The 26,418-nt window shown below is 63.9% G+C and carries 26 protein-coding genes, 1 tRNA gene and 1 riboswitch; of the genes, 14 read left to right on the forward strand and 13 right to left on the reverse strand.

The features are described from left to right. Nucleotides 1–66 precede the first annotated feature (66 nt). The gene (phoU, locus tag EN862_RS29400) at nucleotides 67–789 is read left to right on the forward strand and encodes a phosphate signaling complex protein PhoU (protein WP_127867502.1); all 723 of its coding nucleotides are present in this window, start codon (nucleotides 67–69) and stop codon (nucleotides 787–789) included. Nucleotides 790–876: 87 nt separating this feature from the next. Further along, nucleotides 877–1,881 (forward strand): magnesium and cobalt transport protein CorA, encoded by a 1,005-nt coding sequence (locus EN862_RS29405; protein WP_127867501.1) that lies wholly within the window; start codon nucleotides 877–879, stop codon nucleotides 1,879–1,881. Nucleotides 1,882–2,014: 133 nt separating this feature from the next. On the opposite strand, the gene EN862_RS29410 is transcribed toward EN862_RS29405, so the two are convergent. Beyond that, nucleotides 2,015–2,533: a GcrA family cell cycle regulator gene (locus tag EN862_RS29410; protein WP_095819596.1), complete on the reverse strand. Its 519-nt coding sequence runs from the start codon at nucleotides 2,531–2,533 to the stop codon at nucleotides 2,015–2,017. Nucleotides 2,534–2,890: 357 nt separating this feature from the next. On the opposite strand from EN862_RS29410, the gene EN862_RS29415 reads away from it, so the two are divergent. The 3 genes from EN862_RS29415 (at nucleotide 2,891) to EN862_RS29425 (ending at nucleotide 6,173) form a co-directional block, all read left to right on the forward strand. Further along, on the forward strand, nucleotides 2,891–4,090 hold the full coding sequence (locus EN862_RS29415; protein WP_127867500.1) for an aspartate aminotransferase family protein: 1,200 nt from the start codon (nucleotides 2,891–2,893) through the stop codon (nucleotides 4,088–4,090). 16 nt (nucleotides 4,091–4,106) lie between these two features. Then, nucleotides 4,107–5,018, forward strand: a complete 912-nt coding sequence (argF, locus tag EN862_RS29420) for an ornithine carbamoyltransferase (RefSeq protein ID WP_127867499.1) — start codon at nucleotides 4,107–4,109, stop codon at nucleotides 5,016–5,018. A gap of 123 nt (nucleotides 5,019–5,141) precedes the next feature. Then, the gene (locus EN862_RS29425) at nucleotides 5,142–6,173 is read left to right on the forward strand and encodes an Hsp33 family molecular chaperone (RefSeq protein ID WP_127867498.1); all 1,032 of its coding nucleotides are present in this window, start codon (nucleotides 5,142–5,144) and stop codon (nucleotides 6,171–6,173) included. Nucleotides 6,174–6,413: 240 nt separating this feature from the next. On the opposite strand, the gene apaG is transcribed toward EN862_RS29425, so the two are convergent. Beyond that, a complete protein-coding gene (gene apaG / locus EN862_RS29430) occupies nucleotides 6,414–6,806 on the reverse strand; it encodes a Co2+/Mg2+ efflux protein ApaG (RefSeq protein WP_042641259.1) in 393 nt (130 codons plus the stop codon). A gap of 324 nt (nucleotides 6,807–7,130) precedes the next feature. Between apaG and EN862_RS29435 the strand changes: the two genes are divergently transcribed. Continuing rightward, nucleotides 7,131–8,276 (forward strand): ceramide glucosyltransferase, encoded by a 1,146-nt coding sequence (locus EN862_RS29435; protein WP_127867497.1) that lies wholly within the window; start codon nucleotides 7,131–7,133, stop codon nucleotides 8,274–8,276. Between the two features lie 35 nt (nucleotides 8,277–8,311). Here the strand turns inward: EN862_RS29435 and EN862_RS29440 are convergent, their stop codons facing one another. Further along, nucleotides 8,312–9,502, reverse strand: coding sequence for an O-succinylhomoserine sulfhydrylase (locus EN862_RS29440; RefSeq protein ID WP_127867496.1), 1,191 nt, complete (start codon nucleotides 9,500–9,502; stop codon nucleotides 8,312–8,314). A gap of 56 nt (nucleotides 9,503–9,558) precedes the next feature. Continuing rightward, nucleotides 9,559–9,636: riboswitch (SAM riboswitch) on the reverse strand. A gap of 116 nt (nucleotides 9,637–9,752) precedes the next feature. On the opposite strand from EN862_RS29440, the gene EN862_RS29445 reads away from it, so the two are divergent. Continuing rightward, a complete protein-coding gene (locus EN862_RS29445) occupies nucleotides 9,753–10,847 on the forward strand; it encodes a 2'-deoxycytidine 5'-triphosphate deaminase (protein ID WP_127867495.1) in 1,095 nt (364 codons plus the stop codon). Between the two features lie 15 nt (nucleotides 10,848–10,862). Here EN862_RS29445 and EN862_RS29450 read toward each other — a convergent pair whose 3' ends face one another. From EN862_RS29450 to chvE, 5 genes are all read right to left on the reverse strand, one after another. Continuing rightward, complete coding sequence (locus tag EN862_RS29450; protein WP_127867494.1) at nucleotides 10,863–11,315, reverse strand: hypothetical protein; 453 nt, start codon at nucleotides 11,313–11,315, stop codon at nucleotides 10,863–10,865. A gap of 24 nt (nucleotides 11,316–11,339) precedes the next feature. Beyond that, the gene (araD1, locus tag EN862_RS29455; RefSeq protein ID WP_127867493.1) at nucleotides 11,340–12,335 is read right to left on the reverse strand and encodes an AraD1 family protein; all 996 of its coding nucleotides are present in this window, start codon (nucleotides 12,333–12,335) and stop codon (nucleotides 11,340–11,342) included. A 199-nt stretch (nucleotides 12,336–12,534) separates the two neighbouring features. Continuing rightward, a complete protein-coding gene (mmsB, locus tag EN862_RS29460; protein ID WP_127867492.1) occupies nucleotides 12,535–13,827 on the reverse strand; it encodes a multiple monosaccharide ABC transporter permease in 1,293 nt (430 codons plus the stop codon). After that, nucleotides 13,824–15,359 (reverse strand): multiple monosaccharide ABC transporter ATP-binding protein, encoded by a 1,536-nt coding sequence (gene mmsA, locus EN862_RS29465; protein ID WP_127867491.1) that lies wholly within the window; start codon nucleotides 15,357–15,359, stop codon nucleotides 13,824–13,826. Before mmsA ends, mmsB begins: the two co-directional genes overlap by 4 nt. A gap of 171 nt (nucleotides 15,360–15,530) precedes the next feature. Next, nucleotides 15,531–16,601: a multiple monosaccharide ABC transporter substrate-binding protein gene (gene chvE / locus EN862_RS29470; RefSeq protein WP_127867490.1), complete on the reverse strand. Its 1,071-nt coding sequence runs from the start codon at nucleotides 16,599–16,601 to the stop codon at nucleotides 15,531–15,533. Nucleotides 16,602–16,893: 292 nt separating this feature from the next. Here chvE and EN862_RS29475 point away from each other — a divergent pair, with 292 nt between their 5' ends. Together EN862_RS29475 and EN862_RS29480 are read left to right on the forward strand one after the other, a co-directional pair. Continuing rightward, entirely contained in the window at nucleotides 16,894–17,883 is a 990-nt protein-coding gene (locus EN862_RS29475) for a LysR family transcriptional regulator (protein WP_127867489.1), read from the forward strand. A 105-nt stretch (nucleotides 17,884–17,988) separates the two neighbouring features. Beyond that, nucleotides 17,989–18,327 carry a protamine-2 (modular protein) gene (locus EN862_RS29480; RefSeq protein WP_127867488.1) on the forward strand — a complete coding sequence of 113 codons (339 nt, stop codon included), beginning with the start codon at nucleotides 17,989–17,991 and terminating at the stop codon, nucleotides 18,325–18,327. A gap of 137 nt (nucleotides 18,328–18,464) precedes the next feature. Here the strand turns inward: EN862_RS29480 and EN862_RS29485 are convergent. Next, a tRNA-Gly gene (locus EN862_RS29485) sits at nucleotides 18,465–18,538 on the reverse strand. A 228-nt stretch (nucleotides 18,539–18,766) separates the two neighbouring features. Between EN862_RS29485 and EN862_RS29490 the strand changes: the two genes are divergently transcribed. The 3 genes from EN862_RS29490 to EN862_RS29500 all read left to right on the forward strand — a co-directional run bounded on the left by EN862_RS29490 (nucleotide 18,767) and on the right by EN862_RS29500 (nucleotide 20,874). Next, complete coding sequence (locus tag EN862_RS29490; RefSeq protein ID WP_127867487.1) at nucleotides 18,767–19,714, forward strand: hypothetical protein; 948 nt, start codon at nucleotides 18,767–18,769, stop codon at nucleotides 19,712–19,714. Beyond that, on the forward strand, nucleotides 19,711–20,508 hold the full coding sequence (locus EN862_RS29495) for a galactosyltransferase Lgt5 (protein WP_127867486.1): 798 nt from the start codon (nucleotides 19,711–19,713) through the stop codon (nucleotides 20,506–20,508). The genes EN862_RS29490 and EN862_RS29495 overlap by 4 nt, the downstream gene beginning before the upstream one ends. Nucleotides 20,509–20,604: 96 nt before the next feature. Further along, entirely contained in the window at nucleotides 20,605–20,874 is a 270-nt protein-coding gene (locus EN862_RS29500) for a DUF6460 domain-containing protein (protein WP_193771602.1), read from the forward strand. Nucleotides 20,875–20,886: 12 nt separating this feature from the next. Here the strand turns inward: EN862_RS29500 and EN862_RS29505 are convergent, their stop codons facing one another. Continuing rightward, a complete protein-coding gene (locus EN862_RS29505; protein ID WP_127867484.1) occupies nucleotides 20,887–21,789 on the reverse strand; it encodes a histone deacetylase in 903 nt (300 codons plus the stop codon). 123 nt (nucleotides 21,790–21,912) lie between these two features. Between EN862_RS29505 and EN862_RS29510 the strand changes: the two genes are divergently transcribed. Continuing rightward, nucleotides 21,913–23,244, forward strand: a complete 1,332-nt coding sequence (locus EN862_RS29510) for an MATE family efflux transporter (protein ID WP_245519730.1) — start codon at nucleotides 21,913–21,915, stop codon at nucleotides 23,242–23,244. 37 nt (nucleotides 23,245–23,281) lie between these two features. Here EN862_RS29510 and EN862_RS29515 read toward each other — a convergent pair whose 3' ends face one another. From EN862_RS29515 to EN862_RS29525, 3 genes are read right to left on the reverse strand one after another with little or no spacing between them, the layout of a single operon-like run. Further along, nucleotides 23,282–24,244, reverse strand: a complete 963-nt coding sequence (locus tag EN862_RS29515; RefSeq protein ID WP_127867483.1) for a cysteine synthase family protein — start codon at nucleotides 24,242–24,244, stop codon at nucleotides 23,282–23,284. A 24-nt stretch (nucleotides 24,245–24,268) separates the two neighbouring features. Next, the gene (locus EN862_RS29520; RefSeq protein ID WP_127867482.1) at nucleotides 24,269–25,342 is read right to left on the reverse strand and encodes a quinone-dependent dihydroorotate dehydrogenase; all 1,074 of its coding nucleotides are present in this window, start codon (nucleotides 25,340–25,342) and stop codon (nucleotides 24,269–24,271) included. Beyond that, nucleotides 25,339–25,686, reverse strand: coding sequence for a DUF952 domain-containing protein (locus tag EN862_RS29525; RefSeq protein WP_127867481.1), 348 nt, complete (start codon nucleotides 25,684–25,686; stop codon nucleotides 25,339–25,341). Before EN862_RS29525 ends, EN862_RS29520 begins: the two co-directional genes overlap by 4 nt. A gap of 111 nt (nucleotides 25,687–25,797) precedes the next feature. Between EN862_RS29525 and EN862_RS29530 the strand changes: the two genes are divergently transcribed. Then, complete coding sequence (locus EN862_RS29530) at nucleotides 25,798–26,235, forward strand: hypothetical protein (protein WP_127867480.1); 438 nt, start codon at nucleotides 25,798–25,800, stop codon at nucleotides 26,233–26,235. Nucleotides 26,236–26,418: the final 183 nt, after the last annotated feature.

Genomic DNA, 26,418 nt, shown 5'->3' on the forward strand with positions numbered 1-26,418 from the left:
GCGGTTCGCGTATCAGCGACAGATTGAGGGAACGCACCAGCCGGCACAAACCGGGAAGGCATATCGATGCAGTCCGTCCATACTGTCAGTGCCTATGATGAAGAGCTGAAATTCCTGTCCAAGCGCATTGCGGCGATGGGCGGCCATGCCGAGCGCATGGTCGAGCAGGCTGTCGCGGCCCTTGTCAATGTCGACCATGGCCTTGCCCAGAAGGTCATCCAGGACGACATCGTCCTCGACGAGGGACAGCGCGAGATCGACGACAAGGCCATCATCATCATCGCCAGGCGCCAGCCGATGGCGACGGATTTGCGTGAGATCGTCGGCGCGATCCGCATTTCGGCCGATATCGAGCGTGTCGGCGATCTTGGCAAGAACGTCGCCAAGCGCGTGGCCTCGGTCGACGGCCGCCAACCGAACAGCCTTTTCCGCGGTATCGAGGCGCTTGCCAACCTGGCGCTGACGCAGCTCAAGGAAGTGCTCGACGTCTACGCCTCGCGCTCGGTCGAGAGGATCGGCTTCGTGCGCGACCGGGACGACCAGATCGACGCCATGTACACCTCGCTGTTCCGCGAGCTTTTAACCTACATGATGGAGGATCCGCGCAACATCACGCCCTGCACGCATCTTCTGTTCTGCGCCAAGAATATCGAGCGCATCGGCGACCATGCGACCAACATCGCCGAGACCATCTACTACATCGTCACCGGCGACCAGATGCCCGCCGACCGGCCGAAGGGCGACAAGACCGACAAGGTGGTGCTGCCCGGCACGGTGCCGGCTAAGTGAACGGGCGCCCCTCGAACGGTTTTCTGATTTAGGCTAAGCTCTTCCAGGCAGAGCGATTTTGTCAGTCGCAGTCTCGGGAGGTTTGCGATGGAACAAGTTCGAAACCTGACCCCGGCCCCAACGTCGGGCATCATAGCGTCAAGCGTCTATTTGAGCGGCAAGCGCGTCGCCGACATCGCCATCGAACAGGCGGGTGAATGGGCGGCCAAACCCGGCCATGTCGTCTGGATCGGCCTGCTCGAGCCCGACCGCAACCTTCTGCTCAGGGTGCAGGCGCAATTCCACCTGCATGACCTCGCGATCGAGGACGCCGAGCATCCACATGCGCGCCCGAAGATCGAGCAGTATGGCGACGCCCTCTTCATCGTCGCCCGCACCGCGCAATTGATCGACGGCCGCGTCACCTTCGGCGAGACGCATCTGTTCGTCGGCACCGGCTACATTGTCAGCGTCCGGCACGGTCCGTCGACCTCCTACGCCGCCGTGCGCCAGCATTGGGAAAGCTGCCCGCATTCCCTGGCCAAGGGCGAGGACTTCGTCCTCTACGCCATCCTCGATTTCATCGTCGACAACTACATGCCGGTGCTGGAGCAGATCGAGGACGAGGTCGAGGCGATCGAGGACAAGGTACTTCTGAAGCCGATGACTGGTTCCGAAATCGAGCGCCTCTACATGCTGCGCCGCGATCTGCTGCGGCTGCGCAATGCGGCCTTGCCGCTGGTCGAGGTCTGCCGCCGGCTGACCAGCGCCGACCTGCCGCAGATCCATGCCGCCATGCATCCGCTGTTTCGCGACGTGACCGACCACATCCGCACCGTGCAGGAAAAGATCGACTCCCTGCGCGAGGTTCTGGCCTTCGCTTTCGAAGCCAGTCTTCTGGTCGGACAGAGCCAGGAAACCGCGATCTCCAAGAAGCTCGCCTCCTGGGCCGCCATCCTGGCGGTGCCGACGGCCTTCGCCGGCATCTACGGCATGAACTTCTCCGACATGCCGGAACTAAAGATGGAATATGGCTATCCCGTCATCCTGCTGGTGATGGCCTCGATCTGCTCGTTCCTGTATTGGCGGTTCAAGAAGAACGGATGGCTGTGAAAAGTGAATAGCGAATAGCGAATAGGGAGTAGCGAGTAGGGAACGACGAAAAAACGGCTTGCTCCCTATCACAGAAGCCAAGCCGTTCTATTCGCTATTCGCTATTCGCTATTCGCTATTCGCTATTCGCTATTCAGCGAGCGCGGCGCCGTTCCGCCGCCGGCTGGAACGCAACCCGGGAATGATACTTGCAATACGGTCCCGTCTCGGCGGCGTCGTTGCCGCAGAAGCTGAAGTCTTCCGAGAGCGGGTCGCCGTTCGGCCATTTGCAGGTGCGTTCGGTCAGCTCGACGAGCTGCAGGTTGCGCGAGATCGGCACCACGACGTTCTCGACCGGACGGATGTAGTGGCGAGCGACCGGCTCGGCGTCGAACTGCACTTGCAGCGCGGTGGCGCCGATGGTGGCGGTCACATGGCGCGCCGGGCTCGCGGCGCGAGCCACCGACTTCTGCATCGAGGCGCCTTGCGTCACCTTCTTCTGGCGTGCCGGGGCAGCCGTCGCGCGGCCGCGGCCCGACAGCTTCAGGCGATGCACCTTGCCGATGACGGCATTGCGGCTCACTCCGCCAAGCTGTGCGGCAATCTGGCTTGCGCTCAGACCCTCCGACCACAATTTCCTGAGAAGTTCTACCCGCTCGTCAGTCCAGTTCATGAGACCGCGCTCCTGCTAATGCGTGCGGCGGCCAGAATCCTTTCCCGAGCCGGCTCTCGCCGGGCAAACGACACCACATGTACCGGGTGATTTAGGTCCGCCGCACGAAATATAGTTATTTCTCGACTACAAATACCTTATGCGCTGACTCGGTGACAAGAGTCCCAAAGGCAACACCGATTCGGTTTTTACGGTTTTCCCCAACTTGCCGGCCTGCTCATGAGCCGGCGTGGCGTCAGGGCTTGCCACGCGCTTCTGCGTGACGTTTTCGTTGACTTCATGGCCGAAAAACATGATAAGCCGCAAAGGCCGCCGCATTGGCGGCTTTTTTGATTTCCGGTTCCGGAGACGCATATAATGAGCGGTTCGGCGCTTTACGAGACCTTCGCCCGCGCACCCCTGGCTTTCGACCGTGGGGAGGGGACCTGGCTGGTCACCGACAAGGGCGAGCGATATCTCGACTTCGCTGGCGGCATCGCGGTGAATTCGCTGGGCCACAGCCATCCGCATCTGGTCGCGGCGCTCACCGAACAGGCCGCCAAGCTTTGGCACGTCTCCAATCTCTACGAGATCCCGGAACAGCGCCGGCTGGGCGAGCGGCTGGTCGATGCCACCTTTGCCGACAAGGTGTTCTTCACCAATTCGGGCGCCGAGGCGCTGGAATGCGCCATCAAGACGGCCAGGCGCTATCAGTTCGTCAAGGGCCATCCCGAGCGTTTTCGCATCATCACCTTCGAAGGTGCCTTCCATGGCCGCACGCTGGCGACGATCGCCGCCGGCGGCCAGTACAAATATCTCGAGGGCTTCGGGCCCAAGGTCGAAGGTTTCGACCAGGTTGCATTCGACGACATCGATGCCGCGGAAAAGGCGATCACGGCCGAGACCGCGGCCATCCTGATCGAGCCCGTGCAGGGCGAGGGGGGCATACGCCCGGTGCCGACGCAGTCCTTGAAACGGCTGCGGCAGCTCTGCGACCAGCACGGCCTGCTTTTGATCTTCGACGAGGTCCAGTGCGGCATCGGCCGCACGGGCAAGCTGTTCGCGCATGAATGGGCCGGCGTCACGCCCGACCTGATGGCGATCGCCAAGGGCATCGGCGGCGGCTTCCCGATGGGCGCCTGCCTTGCCACGGACGAGGCGGCGACCGGCATGACCGCCGGCGTGCACGGCACCACCTTCGGCGGCAATCCGCTGGCGATGGCGGTCGGCAATGCCGTGCTCGACGTGGTGCTGGCCGACGGCTTCCTCGAGGACGTGCAGCGCAAGGCGCTGTTGTTGAAGCAAGGTCTGGCCTCGGTCGCGGATGAATTTCCCGATGTCATCGAGGGCATCAGGGGAACCGGCCTGATGCTTGGCCTGAAATGCGCCATGCCCAACACCAAGGTGAACATGGCGCTGCGCGACCAGCACCTGCTTGCCGTGCCGGCGGGCGACAACGTGATCCGCCTCCTGCCGCCGCTCACCGTCACCGACGAGGAGATCGGCGAGGCGCTGAAGCGCATCCGTGGCGGCGCCAAGGGCCTGACCGACGCGATAGCGGCCGAAGCCGCGAAATAAGTTCTGGAACCTGCCGATGAGCGTCCGCCACTTCACCGATCTATCCGCCGTTTCGGCGGGCGACCTGCGCATCATGCTGGACGACGCGATGGCGCGAAAGACCAGGCTCAAGGCGGGCGAGCGCTCCAAACCGCTCGATGGCAAGGTGCTGGCGATGATCTTCGACAAGCCGTCGACGCGCACGCGCGTGTCCTTCGATGTCGGCATGCGTCAGCTCGGCGGCGAGACGATCATGCTGACCGGCACCGAGATGCAGCTCGGACGCTCCGAGACCATCGCCGACACGGCAAAAGTGCTGTCGCGTTATGTCGACGCCATCATGATCCGCACCACCTCGCATGACCGGATGATCGAGCTGACCGAGAACGCCACGGTTCCGGTCATCAATGGGCTGACCGACGACACGCATCCTTGCCAGATCATGGCCGACATCATGACCTTCGAGGAGCATCGCGGTCCGGTGGCCGGCAAGACATTTGCCTGGACCGGCGACGGCAACAATGTGCTGCACTCGCTGCTCGAAGCCTCGGCGCGATTCCGTTTCAACTTGAATGTCGCGGTGCCGGAAGGCAGCGAGCCTTTCGAGAAATATGTCGACTGGTCGAAAGCCAATGGCGGCAAGGTCCGTTTTTCCAAATCGGCCGAGGAAGCCGTCGACCAGGCCGATTGCGTCGTCACCGACAGCTGGGTCTCGATGGGCCAGGAGCACCGCGCTCGCGGTCACAACGTCTTCCTGCCCTATCAGGTCAACGCGGCGCTTATGGCCAAGGCCAAGCCCGATGCGTTGTTCATGCACTGCCTGCCGGCGCATCGCGGCGAAGAGGTCACCGACGATGTGATCGACGGGCCGAATTCGGTGGTGTTCGACGAGGCCGAGAACCGGCTGCACGCCCAGAAGGCGGTGCTGGCCTGGTGCCTGGGCGCTTGAGAAGGGCGGACCTGCCCGCTTCCGGCCCGATCGGGATCGACTTGATCCGGGGATATGTGATGCCTATCTGCGGGCCATCACGTAAATTGAACGCGCTTCGACGCATGCGGCTCATCGGGTTGCATGGCTGCGCCCCGGAGTTTTGTCATGTTGGAAACCCAGACCTTGGCTGAGCACAAACCCCAACTCGGTGAATTCGGCTTCGCCGGCGACGACCACGTCGTGCCTTACGAGGTCGCGCCGCTCGATGTGCGCGGCCGCACCGTGCAGCTCGGGCCGATGCTCGACGCTATTTTGAGCCGCCACAATTATCCCGAGCCGGTCGCCCGCCTGCTGGCGGAAGCCTGTGTGCTCACCGTGCTGCTCGGCACTTCGCTGAAATTCGAAGGCAAGTTCATCCTGCAGACCCGCACCGACGGGCCGGTCGATATGTTGGTGGCTGATTTCACCACGCCGAATGCGCTGCGCGCCTATGCGCGCTTCGACGCCGACCGGCTGCAGGCCCTGATCGCCGCCGGCGAGACCTCGCAGCAGGCGCTGCTCGGCAACGGCGTGCTGGCTTTGACCATCGACCAGGGCGCGCACACGCAGCGCTATCAGGGCATCGTCCAACTCGACGGCACCTCGCTGGAGGATGCCGCGCGCACCTATTTCCGCCAGTCGGAGCAGATCCCGACCGATATCAAGATGTCGGTCGCCAAGCTGGTCACGCCCGGCCCGGGTGGCGCACGCGAGCAGTGGCGGGCGGGCGGCATCCTGGCGCAGTTCCTGCCGCAGGCGCCGGAGCGCATGCGCATTCCCGATATTTCGGGCGGCGACGGCGACGACCGCGAGTTGACGGACCACCCGGCCGACAATTCCTGGCAGGAATTGCTGGCGCTGCTCGGCACCATCGAGCCGACGGAACTGATCGACCCGACTGTGGGCGCCGAGCGGCTGCTCTACCGGCTGTTCCACGAGCACGGCGTGCGCGTCTTCCGTGGCGTGCCGGTCGACGACCAGTGCTCTTGCTCGCGCGAGAAGATCCACGGCATTCTCCAGGGCTTCTCGGCTGAGGAGATCAAGGACTCGACCGAGGAGGGCGGCATCCACGTCGCCTGCGAGTTCTGCTCGACGCAATACGACTTCGATCCGGCCGAGTTCGCGGTGGAGTGAGAAAGCTCCGGTTCCTCGCCCCACGAAGTGGGGAGAGGTGGCCCGGCGAAGCCGGGACGGAGAGGGGTCTTTGGCGCAGTTGGTAAATCGCTGCCCGAAGACGCCTGAGCGCATATCTCGTGGCCGGTTCCGCACCAATCCCTCCGCTGGGATCTGGCGTCACGAAGGTCGCCCCCCCTCCGTCCCGGCTTCGCCGGGACACCTCTCCCCCGCTTTGCGGGGGCGAGGAACTCAAGTTCTTTAATTCACCGTCCGCCTTGTCCCCGGCATGTCGAGCGAAAATGCCGGAATAGCGATATCGAACGTCTCGCCTCGGCCGTTGCGCATCGTGTAGTGGCCGACCATGATGCCCGACGGCGTCGAGAGCGGGCAGCCCGAGGTGTATTGATAGCTGTCGCCGGGATTCAGCTCCGGTTGGTCGCCGACGACGCCTGCGCCGCGCACCTCCTCGACACGGCCCTGGCCGTCGGTGATGTGCCAGTAGCGCGACAAAAGCTGCACGAAATCGTCGGAGCGGTTGTCGATCGTCACCTGATAGCCCCAGACATAGCGGTTCTCCGACGGATCGGATCTATCCTCCAGATAGAAGGGCCTGACCAGCACTTCGATATTGCGCGTCACGGCGCGATACATGGGCTACTCCGGTTGCCGCTGCAGGGAAACATTTGTCACAAGTCGCGGTTATTACGCGAAAGCGGAAGTCCGCCTGCCAGCGTTGTAGTGCACGTGCCGAAAAACAATGTCATTTAAGTGACACATGACAATGTTGGTGTGCACAAACCGTGCCGGGCGACTCGGGCGCTCTGTCGACTGATGAAACGGCCGCGTTAGGCCAGGAGCAATTCCAGGAAAAGTGTGAGCGGTTTTCCGTCCGGAATTGCGTGAAAACAAAGAGATAGAGTGGTTCGCCGTTTCTGTGAAACGGTGAAACTCTCGATCGGGAGTGACCAGATCTCGATGGAACTGACTATCGCAGCCGGCCTGGCTTCGTCAGCCCTTCTTCTCTCCAATCTCGCCAGCATCCTGCTCGCCTCGTCGCGGCTGAGGCGGCGGCATGTCATTGCGCCGCCCGCCACCGCGCGGCCGCCGGTCTCGATCATCGTGCCCTCGCGCGGCGTCGAGCCGTTCACCGAAGAGACCCTGCAGCGCGCCTTCTCGCTCGACTGGCCGCGCTACGAGCTGATCTTCTGCGTCGCGCAAGCCGAGGACCCGGTGGTCAGGCTCATCGACGCGGCGGTCGCGCGCCACCCCAAGGTCCCGGCGCGGCTACTGATCGGTGACGACCGCGTCAGCGCCAATCCCAAGCTTAACAACTGCGTCAAGGGCTGGCAGTCGGCCAGGCACGATTGGGTGATCCTCGCCGATTCCAATGTGCTGATGCCGAAGGACTACGTCCAGCACCTGATGGCGGCATGGCGTCCGGATACCGGCCTTGTCTGCTCGACGCCGATCGGCTCGCGGCCGGACGGTTTTTGGGCCGAAGTCGAATGCGCCTTCCTCAACACGCTGCAGGCGCGCTGGCAATATGCCGGCGAGGCGCTCGGCCTCGGCTTCGCCCAGGGCAAGAGCATGCTGTGGAACAAGCCGACGCTGGACGCCAATGGCGGCATCCAGGCCTTGGCCGCCGAAATCGCCGAGGACGCCGCCGCCACCAAGCTGGTCAACGGCCTGGGTCTCAACGTCAATCTCGTCGCCTCGCCTTTCGAGCAGCCGCTCGGACAGCGCAGCTTCGCCGAGATGTGGTCGCGACAGACGCGCTGGGCGCGGCTGCGCCGGGTCACGTTCCCGCTGTTCTTCGCGCCGGAGATCCTGACGGGCGCCGCGGTGCCGCTGCTGCTGGCGCTGATCGCCGCGGCAGGCGCCGGCGTCAGCCTTACCACCACGGCCTTGTGCGTGCTGGCGATCGCCTACCTGCCGGAATGCCTGCTGGCCTTGGCCAAGGGCTGGTGCCTGTCGCCGCGCAGCGTCACCGCGATGATCGTGCGCGACGTCATGCTGCCCGCCATCTGGGCGCGCGCCTGGTTCGGCGGCGCTGTCGAATGGCGGGGCAACGCCATGACCATCCGCACCCGCGAGCTGACGGAGCTCGAGGAGATCGCCTGAAAGGTCTCGGTCGATCTTCGGCGGTATCTACAGGACTACTTGGCCGCCTTCAGCGCCTGCTCGATGTCCTCCAGCAGATCGTCGGTGTCCTCCAGGCCGACGGAGAGCCTGAGCGTGCCGGGCCCGATCCCGAGTTCCGCCCGCGCCTCGTCGCTCAGGTTCTTGTGCGTCGTCGTCGCCGGATGGGTGATCAGGCTCTTGGCGTCGCCGAGATTGTTCGAGATCAGCACGATGTCGAGCGCGTTCTGGAAGGCGAAGGCCGCCTCCTTGCCGCCCTTGACGTCGAGGCAGATCAATGTCGAGCCGCCCGACATCTGCTTCTTGACAACATCAGCCTGCGGATGGTCGGCGCGGCCCGGATAGATGAGACGGGCGATCTCCGGCCGTTCGGCCAGGAAATCGGCGATCTTGCCGGCGCTCTCCGTCTGCTGGCGCACGCGCAGCGGCAGTGTCTCCAGGCCTTTGAGCAGCGTCCAGGCATTGAAGGGCGACAGGCTGGGGCCGGTGTGGCGGAAATAGTCGTGCAGGTTCTCGTCGATCCATTTCTTGTCCGACAGGATGACGCCGCCGAGGCAGCGGCCCTGGCCGTCTATATGCTTGGTCGCCGAATAGACCACGATATGGGCGCCGAGCTGCAGCGGCTTCTGCTGCAGCGGCGTGGCGAAGACATTGTCGACGATCACGCGCGCGCCGATCGAATTGGCAAGCTTGGCGACAGCGGCGATGTCGACCACCTCCAGCGTCGGATTGGTCGGGCTTTCCAGGAAGAACAGCTTGGTGTTCGGCCGAACCGCCTTTTCCCAGTTGGCGATATCGGTGCCGTCGATCAGCGTCGACTGGATGCCGTAGCGCGGCGCCAGCGTCTCCACCACCCAACGACAGGAACCGAACAGGGCCCGCGCCGCCACGATGTGGTCGCCGGCTTTCACGCTGCAGAGCAGGGCGGCGGAAACGGCGGCCATGCCGGAGGCCGTGGCGCGGGCGTCCTCGGCCCCTTCCAGCGCGCACATGCGCTTTTCGAACATGTCGACGGTCGGGTTGGCGTAGCGCGAATAGATGAAGCCAGGCTCCTCGCCCTTGAAGCGAGCTTCCGCCGCCTGCGCCGTCTCGTAGACATAGCCCTGCGTGAGATACATCGCCTCGGCCGTCTCGCCATACTGCGAACGCAGCGTTCCGCCATGCACGAGTGCCGTTTGAGGTTTCCAGTTCCGCTTCTTGGTGCTCATAGCCCTGCTTCCAGACACAAAAAAACCGGCCGCGAAGTCGCAACCGGTCCATATAGCCTTGCGGCTCGACGGTCCTTTAGCGACTTGTTTAACGTGGCTGCAAGCCGACCGGCCAAATCACCACGGGATAACGACCCTTTAGACCCGTGTCGCGCTTGCGTCAATTGCCGGCTTCATTAAGAGGTTTGTACCAGCCGGGCGGCAAGAGCCTGCTAAGGTCCTCGCCCGGCCTTGTGAACGGAGCCAGCCTTTGCGGCAGACAGGCATTCTTCCGGATCAGGACATCGCGGCGCTGTTTAAGGCGAACGCGCTTAAGTCGCCGCGCGCGCTGGACACCAACCAGATCCAGCCGGCCAGCCTCGATCTCAGGCTCGGCGACAAGGCCTATCGCGTGCGCGCCTCCTTCCTGCCGGGTCCCGATCATCTGGTCGCCGACAAGCTCGAACGGCTGAAGCTTCACGAGATAGACCTCACCGGGGGCGCGGTGCTGGAAACCGGCTGCGTCTACATCGTGCCTTTGCTGGAAAGCCTGGCATTACCGGCCGAGGTTTCGGCCTCGGCCAATCCGAAGAGCTCGACCGGCCGCCTCGACATCTTCACGCGGGTCATGACCGATCGCGGCCACGAGTTCGACAAGATCGCCGCTGGTTATCACGGGCCGCTCTATCTCGAAGTCAGCCCGCGCACCTTCCCGATTGTCGTGCGCGCCGGCTCGCGGCTGTCGCAGATCCGTTTCCGCATCGGCAATGCCGTGCTTTCGGAAAGCGAGCTGCGTGACCTTCACCGCACCGAGATGCTGGTCGCCACCGAGCCGCCCAACATTTCCGGCGGCGGCATCGCGCTCTCCATCGATCTCGACGGCGACAAGGACGGGCTTGTCGGCTATCGCGGCAAGCACCACACCGGCCTGGTCGACGTCGACAAGCGCGCCGCGCAGGACGTCGTCGACTTCTGGGAGCCGATCTATAAGAGCGGCGCCGGCGAGATCGTGCTCGACCCTGACGAGTTCTACATCCTGGTCTCGCGCGAAGCGGTGCACGTGCCGCCGCTCTACGCCGCCGAGATGACACCCTTCGATCCGCTGGTCGGCGAGTTCCGCGTCCACTATGCCGGCTTCTTCGATCCGGGCTTCGGCCACTCCGCCGCCGGCGGCAGCGGCAGCCGCGCGGTGCTCGAAGTGCGCAGCCACGAAGTGCCTTTCATCCTCGACCACGGCCAGATCGTCGGCCGTCTCGTCTACGAGCACATGCTGAAGCGTCCGCGGGCGCTCTACGGCACCGATCTCGGCTCGAACTACCAGGCGCAGGGCTTGAAGCTTTCCAAGCATTTTCGCGCGGCGCGGTGATCCTCGCTGGCCCTGTCAGTGGCGAAAGAGATATTCTTCCGCCGCGCCGAGGCAGGCATGGAAATGGCCGATAAAGAGTAGCTCTCGAACGGTCAGACGCTTCCTGCCCCAAAATCCCTTGGTCTGCTTCGTTTCATCAAGCGGAGAGCTTGAGCCCGCGCCCAATGGGAACAGTTGCCTGTCGAGGCATCCAAGGACATGGGCCCTCACGGAGTCGATGCCGCAAGCCTGGCCGCTGTCGTTCAGCGCAGTTGCGGGCAGCGCGGATGTCATGCGATCCGCATTGCGCATGAGAAAGTCCGCCTGCGTCCTTGAGTATCCGGTGGCCAGAAGACGGCTCGACATTGCCGACCGGGCTTCACGATAGGTTATTGGACTGCATTTTCCGGCGGCGTAAGCGGTCAAGGAGGAGCAGGCGAGCGCCAGTACCAAGCCTGTGAACGCCAAGCTCGGCCGGATGCGTTTCATTTCTCCCCCAATCTCGGTCCTATCCTACAGCGCCTTCACCGCCACCTTCACCGGCCTTTCGATCTCCAGCGGATTGCGCAGCGGCAGGCCGAAATCCGGCGCCTCGATCTCGAACGTGTCGCCGGCCTCGGTCCTGATGCCGTCGGCGAAGGAGAGCGTCGCGGTGCCGAACATATGCACATGCACGTCGCCCGGCTGGCGGAAGGCCGAATATTTGAAGTGGTGGTGCTCGAGATTGGCGATGGTGTGCGACATGTTCGCTTCGCCCGACAGGAACGGCTTTTCCCACAGCAGCTTGCCGTCGCGCCAGATGCGCGATGCGCCGCGGACGTCGGCCGGCAGGTCGCCGATCAGGATCTCGGGGCCGAACGAGGCGTTGCGCAGCTTGGAGTGGGCGAGGAACAGATAGTTCACCCGCTCGGTGACGTGGTCGGAGAACTCGTTCGACAGCGTGAAGCCGACGCGGAACGGAGCGCCGTCGTCGCCGATCACATAGATACCGGCGATCTCGGGCTCCTCGCCGCCGTCCTGCGCGAAGGCCGGCGACATCAGCGGCGCGCCCGGCGCAACCGCCATCGTGCCGTTGCCCTTGTAGAACCATTCCGGCTGCACGCCGACCTGGCCCTTGGCCGGCTTGCCGCCGTCGAGACCCATGCGAAACATCTTCATGGAATCGGTGAGCTCCTCCTCACCGCCCTCACTGAGCTTCTTGTGCATGGAATCGCGTGTCGCCGCGGAGCCGAGATGCGTCAGCCCGGTGCCGGTGAGATGCAGATGCGCCGGATCCGGATGGTTGATCGGCGAAACCAGCCGGCCCCTCTTGTAGACGGCATCGAGATCGACCGTCTCGCCATAGCCCTTGCGCTCGATCAGCGCTTCAAGGCCGATGCCGGTGCGCGCGGCCTCCATCGCCAGCGAATAGACGCTGCGCGCGCCATTGATGACCCTGGTCTTGCCGCCGCCATTGCGGGCGACGACGCGGATCGTCTCGGCGTCGTCGAGGATCTGGGAGATCAGCATGTTCGAATCCTCTCTCATTTAGCGGCCGCCCGCGGGCAAGCCTTACCCGGCGCGGCGAGGAGCGATCCCCACCACGGTTGAAACTCTTCGTCCGGATTGCGTTCGCGAGCTCGGTCCTTGCCTGGACTTCTTGGCGCCGACGGGTTGCCGGCAGCGTCGCGATCTGGAACCCGTATTCCTCCTGAACTTGTTCCGGCCGTTAAGCCTTGTTCTTGTTGTAGACGTCGAAGATGACGGCGCCGAGCAGCACCAGGCCCTTGACCACCTGCTGCCAGTCGACATTGACGCCCATGATCGACATGCCGTTGTTCATCACGCCCATGATGAAGCCGCCGACCACGGCGCCGATCACCTGGCCGACGCCGCCCATTGCCGAGGCGCCGCCGATGAAGACGGCCGCGATGACGTCGAGCTCTGAGCCGAGGCCGGCGGCCGGCACGGCCTGGCCGAGGCGCGCCGCGATGATCAGGCCGCCCAGAGCCGACAGCACGCCCATGTTGATGAAGACCATCAGCGTCAGCCTTTCGGTGTTGATGCCCGACAGCTGCGCCGCCTTGGCGTTACCGCCCATGGCATAGATGCGGCGGCCGATGGTCATGCGCTTGGTGACGAAGACGAATAGCGAGATGAGCACGCCCATCACCAGCAGCACGACCGGCAGGCCCCGGTAGCTCGCGAACTGGAACACCAGGAATAGCGCCAGCACGCTGCCGACCAGCGTCTTGACGACGAACAGCGGGAAGGGCTCCGCCTCATAGCCATGACGCTCGCGCTTGCGCCGCGTCCGGAAGCCGAAATAGGCGTAGGCGAGCACCGCGATCAGGCCGAGCACGATCGTCGTCATGTGTAGCGTCAAGCCGCTGCCGACGATGGTCTTGCCGGCGGCATTGACCGTCGGCGGGATCAGCGTCAGCGGGCCGATCACGTCAGGAATGAAGCCGGAGCTCAGCGCCTTGAAGCTGTCCGGCAGCGGGCCGACCGAGGAGCCGCCGCCAAGCAGCGCCTGGCAGATGCCGCGGAAGATCAGCATGCCGGCCAGCGTCACGATGAAGCTCGGTATCTTGTGATAGGCGATCCAGTAGCCTTGCGCCGCGCCGATCAGCGCGCCGACGATCAGGCAGACGATCGACACCACCAGCGGATTCGAGAATATGCCGAGCGGCCAGATCACCATCATCATCGCCGCGAGCGCGCCGATGAAGCCTGCCACCGATCCGACGCTGAGGTCGATATAGCCGGCGACGATCACCAGCAGCATGCCCAGCGCCATCACGATGATGAACGAGTTCTGCTGCACCAGGTTCGAGAGGTTCACCGGTTTGAACAGCGTGCCCGACGTCGTGTACTGGAAGAACAGCATGATGACGATCAGCGCGATGATCAGGCCGTATTCGCGCAGATTCGTCGTCAGCGCCGACACGGCGATGCGGGGACCCTGCTTGACGTCCTCGGCTGTGCCGCTCTGCGGTGCGGGAGCGCTTTCTGTGCTCATGATGCTTTTTTTCCTTCTCCGCGAACGATGGCGCGCATGATTTTTTCCTGGCTGGCGTCGCTTGCCGCCATTTCGCCGACGATACGCCCTTCGTTCATCACATAGATGCGGTCGGTGATGCCGAGCAATTCGGGCATTTCCGACGAGATGACGATGATCGCTTTGCCCTCGGCGGCGAGGCGGGCGATGATCGTATAGATTTCGTACTTGGCGCCGACGTCAATGCCGCGCGTCGGCTCGTCGAGGATCAGCACTTCCGGATCGGCGAACAGCCATTTCGACAGCACCACCTTCTGCTGGTTGCCGCCCGACAGGTTGCCGGTCAGCTGATAGACGCTGGAGGCGCGGATGTTGGTCTTCTTGCGGTAGTCGTTGGCGACGCTCATCTCGCGCATGTCGTCGATGACGCCGCGGCTGGAAACGCCGGAGAGGTTGGCCAAAGTCACATTGTGCTTGATGTGGTCGATGAGGTTGAGGCCATAGGTCTTGCGGTCCTCGGTCACATAGGCGATGCGGTTCTCCACCGCCTTGCTCACCGACGAGAGGTCGAGCGGCTTGCCGTGGAGCGACACCTCGCCGGTGATGTGCCGGCCATAGGAGCGGCCGAACAGGCTCATCGCGAATTCTGTGCGGCCGGCGCCCATTAGCCCGGCAATGCCCACCACCTCGCCCTTGCGCACATTGAGGTTGACGTTCTTGATCACCTGGCGCTCGGCGTGGATCGGGTGGTAGACCGACCAGTCCTTGACCTCGAGAATGACCTCGCCGATCTGCGGCTCGCGCGGCGGGTAGCGGTCGTCGAGGGAACGGCCGACCATCGAGGTGATGATGCGGTCTTCCGAGATGTCCTTCCTCGGCAAGGTCTCGATGGTGCGCCCGTCGCGGATCACCGTCACCTTGTCGGCGACACGGTTCACCTCGTTCAACTTGTGCGAGATCAGGATCGAGGTCATGCCCTGGCGCTTGAACTCGAGCAGGAGGTCGAGCAGCGCCTGGCTGTCTTTTTCTGAGAGCGAGGCCGTCGGCTCGTCCAGGATCAGGAGTTTCACTTCCTTGCTGAGCGCCTTGGCGATTTCGACCAGCTGCTGCTTGCCGACTCCGATATTGGTGATCAGCGTCTTGGGATCTTCCTTCAGCCCGACTTTCTTGAGCAGGGCGGCCGTGCGCGTCTCATTCGCGTCCCAGTCGATGACGCCATAGCTGGCGTGCTCGTTGCCGAGGAAGATGTTTTCCGCGATCGACAGCATCGGCACCAGGGCAAGCTCCTGATGGATGATGACGATGCCGATATGCTCGCTGTCGTGAATGCCCTTGAAATGGCATTCCTGGCCGCGAAAGACGATCTGGCCATCATAGGTCCCGGATGGGTAGACGCCTGACAGCACCTTCATCAGCGTCGACTTGCCGGCGCCGTTCTCGCCCACGATGGCGTGGATCTCACCTTCCTCAACGCTGAGATTGACGTTCGACAACGCCTTCACGCCGGGGAACGTCTTGGTGATGTCGCGCATCTCCAAAATCGTCGAGGCCATCGGGTCTGCTCCTTGGGCGCAAGGCTCCGGATCGGACTCCGGAAGGGCTCATGCGCGAAATCAACATACTGCGGCGCGTGACGCCACAGAAGCCGGCAAAACAATACCGGGGTCGTTTTTGAACGAAAAGGGGTCCTGCGGCCGCGCAGGACCCCTTCCTGTAAGACTGGATTACTTCAGCTCTTCGGCCTTGATGTAGCCGGACTCGACGACCAGCTTCTCGTAGTTCGACTTGTCGACCTCAACCGGCGTCAGCAGGATCGAGGGAACGACCTTGACGTCATTGTTATAGGTTTTGGTGTCGAGGCCCTCAGGCTTGCCGCCGGAGAGCACCTTGTCGACCAGCTCCACGGTCGACTTGGCCAGTTCGCGGGTGTCCTTGAACACCGTCGAATACTGCTCGCCCGAGATGATCAGCTTGACCGAGGCGGTCTCGGCGTCCTGGCCGGTCACGATCGGCCAGGGCTGGGCATCCGTGCCGTAGCCGACGGCGCGCAGCGAGGCGGTGATGCCGCGCGACAGGCCGTCATAAGGCGACAGAACGCCGTCGACGCGGCTGCCGTCCGAGTAGTTGGCCGAAAGCAGGTTGTCCATGCGCGCCTGGGCGGTGGCGGCGAGCCAGCGCAGCGTGCCGACCTTGTCCATGCCCATCTGGCCGGACTTGATCTTGATCGAGCCGTCATCGATCAGCGGCTGCAGGACCGACATCGCGCCGTTGTAGAAGAAGAAGGCGTTATTGTCGTCCGGCGAGCCGCCGAACAGCTCGACGTTCCACGGCTTGGTGTTCGGGAAGCGCTCCTTGAGGCCCTTGACCAGCGAATTCGCCTGGATCACGCCGACGCCGAAATTGTCGAAGGTGGTGTAGTAGTCGACATTCGGGGTCTTCTTGATCAGGCGGTCATAGGCGACGACGACGACGCCGGCATCATTGGCCTTCTGCAGCGCGTCCGCCATGGTGGTGCCGTCGATCGATGCGATGATCAGCGCCTTCGGGCCCTTGGTGATTTCATTTTCCAGCTGGCTGAGCTGGTTCGGGATGTCGTCCTGCGCGTATTGCAGGTCGACCGTGTAGCCGAGCTTCTCGAGCTGGGACTTGACGGCATCGCCGTCGTTGATCCAGCGCTGCGAGGTCTTGGTCGGCATCAGCACACCGATGAGGCCCTTGTCGGCCGCGTGCGCCGAATAGCTCATAGCGGCAATGCCAAGGGCCGCCACGGCGGCCAGCGTCTTGATGATCTTCACGATTACTCTCCCTGGTTGATGGTCGCGACCTCGGGGCTTCGCGGGCCGCGCAGCCGGGCAGATGCGCTGGCGCGCCTCTGTCGGCTTTATCGATCTCCGGTATCCTCCCAATCGGCCCCGCGACGCAGTTTCAATCGATACGAATTCGCTCGTTACCGACCCCTGCGCCTCGGAACGCGCGAAGGGTGTGGCCCTTTGACATAACTGTCAAATGCGATCTTTGGTGGTTGCTATATCGAAACTGATATGGCTTAGAGGGTTGAACGGAAACCCGCTGCGGAGGTCCAGGATCATGGCGGCAATGCAAGATTTCGGCGCGATTTCAGGTGGTTACGAGAAATCGCCGGGAGACGGCGAGACGCTGCTGCGCAGCGGCCTGAGCCTCCGCCACATGCGCATGATCACCGCGCTGGACGATCACGGACGGGTGAGCGCCGCCGCGCAGGTCATGAACATCTCGCAGCCCGCCGCGTCCCGCATGATCGCCGAGATGGAGGCGGTGCTCGACGTCAAGTTGTGCGAGCGGCTGCCGCGCGGCGTGACGCTGACCCCTTATGGCAAGGCGCTCGCGCGGCGCGCCCGCTCGATCCTGCTCGAGATGCGGGAGGCCGATCGCGAGATTTCCGAGCTCAAGGCCGGCAAGGGCGGCTCTGTGTTCCTCGGCGCGGTGACGGCTCCGGCAATCGAGTTGGCCGTGCCGGCGATTCGCGAAATCCGCCGCATCTATCCGCGCATCGAGATCACCATGCAGGTCGAGACCTCGAACGTGCTTGCCCGCGAGTTGATCGCCTCGCGCCACGACTTCATCATCGCCCGCATTCCCGACGACCTTAACCCGCGGCTCTTCGAATCGCGTGTTATCGGCGTCGAGAAGGCCTGCCTGATCGTGCGCCGCGGCCACCCGCTGGCGAGCGGCAAGATGGTGCGGCTGGAAGACACGGCAGCCTATGACTGGGTGTTCCAGTCCGGCGGCTCGCCGCTGCGCCAAGCGATGGAAAGCAACTTTTTGAACCGCGACATTCCGCTGCCCGACCGCATCCTCAACACCTCGTCGCTGTTGCTCACCCTGGTGATGGTGGCGCAATCCGACGCCATCGCGCCGGTCTCGATCCAGGTCGCCAGGTTCATCCAGGGGGCCGACGGTCTCGCCGGCGCCATCGACGTGGTTCAGACCGAGTTCGATATCGAGGTCCGGCCCTACAGCCTGATCACGGTCAAGAATCGCGTGCTCTCGCCCGCCGCGAAAATGCTGCACGACTTCATCTTGCGCGAAGTGGGGTGATGGAACGAGAACGCTACTTCTACGTTCAAACCGATCGGTCGCTCGCTGGAGCCCGTTGCGGGTGAGGGAAGAGCCGCCGATGCTCAACAGCTCGGGAGGTTTTTGATGGAACGTCGGTTGTTTCTGACTGGAATGCTTGGCGTTGCGGGAGCGGCGGCACTTGCAAGCCTGGCCGGACCCGGCAAGGCGGTTGCCGGTATTCCCGGCGGCAACGGGATCCTGGACGAGCTCGACAAGCCGGACAACGCGGTCTTCGAAGGCGACGATCCGGCCGAAGTGGAGCTGGTCTCCCACCGGCGTCATTATTACGGAGATTGGCGCTGGCGCCATCGCCGGCGTCGCCGCCGGCGTGGCTGGAGGCACGTCTGCCGCCGCTATTGGCGTCATGGGCGCTGGCGCCGCCGCTGCTGGCGCGAGCGCTATTGGATCAATATCTGGCTGTAGTTCCGGCGCCGGTTAAGGATTGAGTGACGTGGATCGGGTCTTGCACGATCACTGCAAGACCCGATTCCGTGTTTGGAGAACTCTGCCAGCGTCGCGCAGCAGCGCGCCACGACGTTCAAGCAAACAGGTTGAGAGACTGGAGCGGGTAGCGGGAATCGAACCCGCGCGTTCAGCTTGGGAAGCTGACAGGCTACCATTACATCATACCCGCGCGAGCCCTCGTTACCATGAGGCCCCGGCTGCAAGCAATCGGCAAAGCGATTGGACTAACCTGTGGAGCCGGGCGTCATCCGTGCCACCGGACCGAAGCTCTCGCTGTATCGAGCGGCATTGCCGGAACCTCTCGACATGAATTACAAAATGCTGGGGTTTCGCTTGCCGCGAAGGACACTGCCCGTCAGGCACCGGTGCCCGCACAGCGGCGGTCTGGGGCATCGTATTGCGGATCATCTATTTCTATTCCGACACTCATCCTTACGAAAAGGCGATCTATCCGGGCGTCGGTCCGGCTTTTGCGCGCCCGCTCGGCTGGGAAGTCAGGCCGATCAGCGGGCTGGACGCTGGCGATTTCAACATCGGCGTCGTCGACAACCGTCTCGAGCAGGCAGACGTAGCGCGCCTCAGGCGTTACCTCGAACATCCCGCGAGGGGCCGGCCTCCGATCTTCTTTCGGATCAGCGATCCCGACATGCCGGACGCGGCCAACCCCAACGTCCGCTTCATCTTCGATTGCGCCGACCTTCCCGGCGTTCATTACGCGACGACCTACGACCCGGAAGGTCCGTTCCTGGCTTTCACCACGCGACTCAAGATATCCGGCGTCGCCCGGCTTCCATTCGCCTACGATTCCGCGCGAGAGATCGACGCCCCTCTTCGAGGCCGCAGCCGCAGGCTCTTCCTGTCGGGCGCCAATTCGCGAGGCCTCTATCCGGTCCGCTACGCCTTGCGCCGCAGGCGGCGCTGGTCTCCGTTGCTGAGATACCTTGTCCACGATCTGGAGCATCCGGGCTATCCCGAACAGGGCAAGCCGCCGCGGCACGACATCACCCATGATCGCTTTGTCGCTCTTGTCGCTCGTTTCACGCACTTCTTCCTGTGCGGTACCCGCTTCAATGTCGAATTGATGAAGTATGTCGAGTGCGCTTATGCCGGTTCGGTACCCGTCGGCGTGCCGGCGAACTCCCTCAGCGCAGCCGCAAAGCGATGTTTCCGACCGCATACGGCCTGCTCGCGGGACCTGGTGAGCGATCTGCGCGAGCCGATATCGGAACTCGAAAGTCGTGCGGCGGCCTATCGCGATGCCATGCGCGAATTGCGATCACCGCCAAGGATCGTCGGCGAATTTATTGCTCAGGCGGGCGCCATCGCGGCCGGGCGTGCCGCATGACACCGTTGGAACCCGTCGTAAACGCCCTTTGGATCGGCCGCGCGCTTGGCAAAATCCATGCTGCCTGTCTGCGTTCCTTCCTGCTCGCCGGGCACCGGGTACGTCTTCATTGTTATGACGTCCCGGACAATGTGCCCGAGGGCGTCGAGGTTTTCGATGCCTCCCGGCTGATGCCGAGGGAACGCATTGTCACCTATAGATCCAACGGCAGTCCTTCATTGTTCTCCAACCTCTACCGGTTGAAGATCCTTGAGGCCGGAATGGGCCTCTATGTCGATTGCGATGTCTATTGCTTGAAGCCGATTCCGCAAGCCGCTTACATATTCGGCTACCAGACCGACACCGAACTCAACGGCGCCGTGCTGAAACTGCCCTCGGACAGCGACATGCTGTGCGAGGCGCTGAAGATGGTCGACGATCCCTATTTCATCGCCCCGTGGCTCGGCGAGCGCAAGCGCCGACGCTACCATTGGCGCAAGGCGATAGGCCTGCCGATTGATATCTCGCACTATGGATGGGGCATGCTCGGGCCCTGCGCGATGACCTACTTTGCCGGTAGGGCCAGTGTCATCGATCACGCCTCGGCCATCGACGTCTTCTATCCGGTCCACTACGCTCAGGTCTCGTTGTTGCTCGACCCTGGCCTTTCGCTTGCGGACATCGTGACCCCGCGCACGCTCTGCATCCATCTCTGCGACAACTCGCTCAAGGAGCGGCTCGGCAACCGTCCTATCCCCGCCGGTTCTCCGCTCAGCCAACTGCTGGAGCTTTCCAACTTGCCGGCCGGCGGCTGACGCAGGCTCCCTCTCACATGCCGCCGGCTTGATGGTAGACAGCCGAGTGCGTATCTCTGGTACCGCGCCGCCGAATCGGGCGGCTCGAACCGGAGAATGGCCTTGTCCGCACTGACGCGCTTTCTTGGCGACACGCCGCTCAGGGTGTTCCTGAAACTGCTCGTGGTCTCCTTCCTCGTCGGCCTCGTCATGCATGCCTTCGGCTGGTCGCCGATGGACGTCGTCTACGGTATCCGCCAGTTCTTCGTGGATCTGTGGAATCTCGGCTTCCACGCCGTCGACCGCTTCCTCGGCTATATCCTGCTCGGCGCCGCGATCGTCGTTCCTGTGTTCATCTTGCTTCGGATCGCCAGCTACAGGAAATAGCCCAGCGTGGCATCACGCGTATCGCGAGGCAGCCTCGAACAACATGGCGTGGCGCGCGGCGAGTGCCGGCACATCGGTCGAGTAGCCGCCGCCGATGACGCCGCACAGCGGCACGCCGTGGCTACGAAAATGGCCGATGACCATGTCTTCGCGGGCGCTGAGGCCATCGTCGCTCAGCGCCAGCCGGCCCAGCCTGTCCTCGGCATGCACATCCACGCCCGCATTGTAGAAGACGATGTCCCAGCTTCTTTGCCTGGACAGTTCCGGCAGGATGGTGGCGAGCCGCTCGAGATAGGCGGCGTCGCCGGTGCCGTCCGGCAGTGCGATGTCGAGGTCGGAAGCGATCTTGCGCACCGGATAATTGCGCTCGCCATGCATGGAAAAGGTGAAGGCGCGCGGTTCGTCCTTCAGAATGTCGGCCGTGCCATCGCCCTGATGCACGTCGAGATCGACAATCAGCACGTTTTCGACGGCGCCTTCGGCCAGCAGCGCCAGCGCGGCGACTGCAACATCGTTGAAGGTGCAGAAGCCGGCGCCTTGCGCGCGCCTGGCGTGATGGCTGCCGCCGGCGGCGTTGCAGGCGATGCCGTGTTTCAGCGCCAGCCTGGCCGCCAGCACCGTGCCCGCCGTGGCGAGCTGAGCCCGCAGCGACACGCGCGGGCCGATCGGAAAGCCGATCTCGCGCTCTATCATCTGCGGAACCTGGCAGGCGATCACCTGGTCGACATAGTCGGCTGCGTGGGCAAGCTTGAGCCGTGATGCCGGCGCCGGTTCCGGCATCGAGAGTGCTTCCGGCGCGGTCAGTCCGCGCGAGCGTAAGGCCTCCATCAAAAGCGGATATTTGCTCATCGGAAAGCGATGGTTGACGGCGAAGCCGGCGTCATAGTCGGGGTGATGGACGATCTGTAGCGGCATGTATCGGGGGCTGCGCCAGGTTTGGAATTCGGTTGGCAGTCCGGCGGATGTGGTTGCGTGACGCCGGCAAACTGGGGCACATCGGGTCCTCGATCAAGCCGCAATCAAAAGGCAGCAATCCCCTTGGACGCGACTGAAGCCAATGTCAGGTCCTTCGCCGTCACCAACCGCTCGGTGCTGGCGATCGCCGTGCCGATGACGCTTGCCTATCTGACGACGCCGCTGCTCGGCATCGTCGACACGGCGGTGGTCGGCCAATTCGGCGACGCGGCCCTGCTCGGCGGCCTGGCGGCGGGATCGCTGGTCTTCGACGTCGTCTTCACCACCTTCAACTTCCTGCGCTCGGGCACCACCGGCCTTGTCGCCCAGGCCTTCGGGCGCGGCGATGCGCTGGAAGAGCAGGCGGTGCTGTGGCGCGCCGTGCTGATCGCGGTCGTCGCCGGCGTCATACTGGCCGCCCTTTCGCCGCTCTTTGCCGTGGCCGGCCAGTGGTTCATGGGCGCCGAGCCGCGCGTCAGCGCGGCGATGTCCATCTATATCCGCATCAGGCTGCTCGCCGCCCCTTTCTCGCTGATCAACTACGCCATATTGGGCTACGTGCTGGGGCGCGGCGAAGGCGGGCTCGGGCTGATGCTGCAGGCGGTGCTCAACGGCATCAACATCGTGCTCTGCTTTCTCCTCGGCCTCGAGCTCGGCTGGGGTGTTGCCGGCGTCGCCTGGGCGACGGTCACCGGCGAGTTCCTGGCCATGCTGCTTGGCCTTGCCATCGTGCTCAACCGCTTCCGCAGGCTGGAGCGGCCCTCGCGCCGCCGCATCCTCGATTTGCCGGCCTATCGGCGCATGCTGTCGCTCAACCGCGACATCATGATCCGCTCCTTTTCGCTGCTCGCCGCCTTCGCGCTGTTCACCAGGCAGGGCGCGCAGTTCGGCACTGTGACGCTTGCCGCCAACGCCGTGCTGATGAATTTCTTCCTCGTCGCCGGCTATTTCCTCGACGGTTTCGCCACCGCCGCCGAGCAGCTCGCGGGCCGCGCCATCGGCGCGCAGGCGCCTGCTCCCTTCCGGCAGGCGGTGCGGCTGACGCTGATCTGGGGTTTTGGCCTCGCGGCCGCCGCCAGCCTTATCCTGCTGACTGCTGGCGCGAGCCTGGTGGCGCTGGTCACGACCTCGCCGGAGGTCCGCGAAGTCGCCGACATTTATCTGCCCTGGGCGGCCTTCACGGCGCTGAGCGGCGTGCTGGCCTTCCAGATGGATGGCGTCTTCATCGGCGCCACCTGGTCGCGCGACATGCGCAACATGATGCTTTTGTCGTTTCTCGCCTTCAGCGCCGCGCTCGTCACGCTGGCGCCGGCCTTCGGCAACAACGGGCTATGGGCGTCGCTGCATGTCTTCCTGCTGGTGCGCGGAGTGAGCTTGCTTGCGGTGCTGAGGCTCAGGGTGCGCACCGCATTTTAGCCCCGATTGGTCGGCTCCGGCCGAGCGCCGGCGTTCCTCAGCTCCAGAGGTCGGTCGAGAGGTACTTCAGACCGGCGTCGCAAATCACGACGGCGATCGTCTTGCCCGCTTGATCGCCGCGTAGGAGACGTAGCGCGGCGGCCACGTTCGCTCCGGAGGAGAAGCCGGCGAAGATGCCTTCGGCGTGCGCCAGCAGGCGCGTGGTCTCGCGTGCCTCGTCGCCGGAAACCTGAAGATAGCCATCGACGGGCGCGTCGGTCAGGAACGCCAGGTCCGGCATGGCGTAGCCGCCGCCTTGAATGGGGTGTTCGGGTTGGGTGATCGTCTCGCCCGCCGCCGCCGCGGCGCCCTCAGGCTCGACGATGAAACACTTGATCAGGGGATTGCGTTCCTTAAGCGCCCTCGCCACCCCGGCATAGGTGCCGCCCGAGCCGATGAAGTCGACGAATGCGTCGACGGCGCCATGGCTGGCGTCCCAGATTTCCGGGCCGGTCCCGTGATAATGCGCAAGCCAGTTGCCGTCGCGATGGAACTGGTCGGCGCGGTAGGCGCCTCGTTCCGCCGTCACCGCTCTGGCGGCCTGCTCGACGAGCGCCAGATCGCCGCCCGAGACCTGCCCCGGCACCGACCCCGGCAACTGGTCCACCAGAATCACTTCCGCGCCGAGCGCCGTCATCATCCGGGCGCGCTCTTCGGAGTTGCCCTTCGACATCACCGCGACGAAGGGGTAACCCCTGACCGCGCAGACGATCGCGAGGCCCGTGCCCATATTTCCGGAGGTAAGCTCGACCACCGTTTGTCCCGGCTTGATGGCGCCGGATTTTTCGGCCTCCTCGATTATCCCAAGCGCCGCACGATCCTTCTTGGAAAAGCCCGGATTGAGATATTCCAGCTTGGCGAGGATTGTGCCGTCGACGCCGGCTTGCGCCGTCAGCCGGTCGAGCCGGACCAGTGGTGTTCCACCGATCGCGTCCACGACGGAACTCAGAATCTCGGCCATCTTCCGTCCTCCTGATGCTGTGCGTCAGAGTCGTTCGGACCAGCTTGCGCAGCCGCTGTCGCGCAGCTCCGCGATGGATTTGAGCCGTTCCCGCTCCACGAAGCGCGCCATGCCGGCAATGATGCGCCCCGGCAACGCCGGCCCGGCGTAGATCATGCCGGTGTAGAGCTGGACGAGATCCGCGCCGGCGCGGATTTTCTCCAGCGCCGTCTCGGCGGAGTCGACGCCGCCGACACCGATGATTGCCATCTGCGGTCCGAGCAGCTTGCGCATCCGGGCCAGAACCGCGGTCGAACGCTCGAACAATGGTTTTCCCGAGAGGCCGCCGGCTTCATTGGCCACGCCGCCGCTCCGCAATCCGGTCCGCGCCAGCGTCGTGTTGGAGACGATGACGCCGTCGATCCTCTTCTCGGCGGCCTCGGCGGCGATGTCTTCCAGTTCCGCCTCGACGAGATCCGGCGCGATCTTGAGGAAGACCGGCGGCTGCGCGGCGGCCGCGGCACGCGCGGCCATCACCCGCGCCAACAATTCGCCAAGCTGCTCGCGCGCCTGCATGTTCCGCAGGCCCGGTGTGTTGGGCGAGGAGATGTTGACGGTCAGATAGCTCGCATGGGGCGCGAAGCGGGCGACGCCGCGCTCATAGTCGGCGATGCGGTCGGCGCTGTCCTTGTTGGCGCCGATGTTGACGCCGACAATGCCAGGCCGCCCCTTGCGCGCGGCAAGCCGCTTTTCGGCGGCCGCATGACCTTCATTGTTGAAGCCCAGCCGGTTGATCACCGCCTCGTCCGCCGTCAGGCGGAAGATGCGCGGCTTCGGATTGCCGGGCTGCGGCAGCGGCGTGATGGTGCCAACTTCGGCGAAGCCGAAGCCAAGCCCTAGCAGCGCGTCCGGCACTTCGGCGTTCTTGTCGTAGCCGGCGGCCATGCCGATCGGATTCGGGAAGTCGAGCCCGCAAAGCCTGATCTTGAGCCGCGCGTCGCGTGGCGACGTCGCTCCGACCGGCAGCCCGCAGCGCAAAGCCGCGATCGACAGGCCATGCGCGGTTTCCGGATCGAAGGAGAAAAGCAGCTTCTGGCCGATCCGGTCGAGCACGCTCATTCGCCCTCCAGCGCCGGGAATTCGTGGCCTCCGGCGCCGAGCGGCAAAGGCTTGGCCCAAAGGACGGCATCGAGAGCGAGTGGGGCGTAGAGATGCGGGAACAGCGCGCCGCCGCGTGACACCTCGTATTTCAGCGCGTCGCCCAGCTTTGCCGCGTCGATGGCGACCAGCAGCAGACCCCTCTGGCCGGCGAAATGTTTCGCCGCCGTCTCGCGCACCTGCGCAGCCGTGGAAAAATGGATGAAGCCGTCGGCGAGGTCGATCGGCGCGCCGGTGAAGCGCCCGTTCTTTTCGGCTTCGCGCCACAGCGCCTCGGGGGCGATCTTGTAGATAATCTGAGACATTCCCGCGCTATAGTCTTAACCGAAGGAGCGGGAAAGGCTTGAAGCTCGACTCTTCCCCATTTCCGGCGCAAACCTGTGATAGCCGGCCTTCACTGGCTCATGGAGGACGATATGCGTCTGCAGCACATCCTGATCCCCGCGGCGCTTTGCTCGTTGGTTGCCGCTTCCGCCTTTTCCGAGGAGACCGACCACTACCGTTTGGAGAAGTCGGCCAACGGCTATGTCCGCATGGATACGAGGACCGGCGCCATGTCGATCTGCGAGGAGCGCACCGGCCAGCTCGTCTGCAAGATGGCGGCGGACGAGCGCGCCGCCTACCAGGACGAGATCGACCGGCTGGACAATTCGGTCAAGGCCCTCGATGCGCGGGTCGCCAAGCTGGAGAATTCGCTCTCCGCCCGGCTGGAATCGCAACTGCCGAGCGAAGAGGATTTCAACAGGACCATGGGCTACATGGAACGCTTCTTCCGGACCTTCAAGGACATCGTCAAGGACATGGACAAGGAAGACGGCGACGGCGGCGGCAAGCTTAACCAGCAGAAGACCTGAGCCGGGACGCAATTCCGGGAAAGCGCACAGCGGTTTTCCGTCCGGAATTGCGCAAACAACAGCCGGGCCGACCCTGGGGAAAACCCCGCGCGCGGCCTTTGCCGCTTGAAAAAGCGCCGCGCCGCCGCATAATCATTCCGGTCCCCGCAAGAAGCACACAAATGATGATGGGATCGGGGGAGG

Source organism: Mesorhizobium sp. M2E.F.Ca.ET.219.01.1.1 (assembly GCF_004016445.2).
Classification (GTDB): Bacteria; Pseudomonadota; Alphaproteobacteria; order Rhizobiales; family Rhizobiaceae; genus Mesorhizobium.